This window comes from Oleiphilus sp. HI0128 (assembly GCF_001635365.1).
Genome location: NZ_LWGG01001522.1, coordinates 1 through 563 on the forward strand (window position 1 = coordinate 1; position 563 = coordinate 563).

The 563-nt window shown below is 45.8% G+C and carries 1 pseudogene; it reads right to left on the minus strand.

The features are described from left to right. Positions 1-563, minus strand: a pseudogene (locus tag A3763_RS25050) (2-isopropylmalate synthase); the annotation flags it as partial.

The window sequence follows — 563 nt, forward strand, 5'->3', positions numbered from 1 at the left end:
CTGGTGAATGCCAGACTCATGCGCAAACGCATTTGCACCAACAATTGCTTTATTTGGCTGAACCGGGAAGCCGGTAATCGTCGACACTAACCGCGAGCAAGGCACGATCTGTGTAGAGTCGATATTTGTCGATAGGTCAAACAAGTCAGATCGTGTACGAACTGCCATTACAACCTCTTCCAAAGAAGCATTTCCGGCTCGCTCACCCAATCCGTTAATAGTACATTCAATCTGGCGTGCACCATTGGTTACCGCAGACAAAGAGTTTGCAACAGCTAAGCCGAGATCATTGTGACAATGAACCGAGAAAATAGCTTTGTCTGAATTTGGAATTCGCTCGATAAGGTTTTTTATGGTTTCACCAAACTGCTCGGGAATCGCATAGCCCACCGTATCCGGGATATTTATTGTGGAAGCACCAGCATTAATCGCTTGCTCTATAATACGACAAAGAAAATCCAACTCTGAACGACCAGCATCTTCACATGAAAACTCGACATCATCTGTATAGCTTCGCGCTCTTTTTACTGCTCGCACAGCTTGCTCGACAACTGCATCTGGCT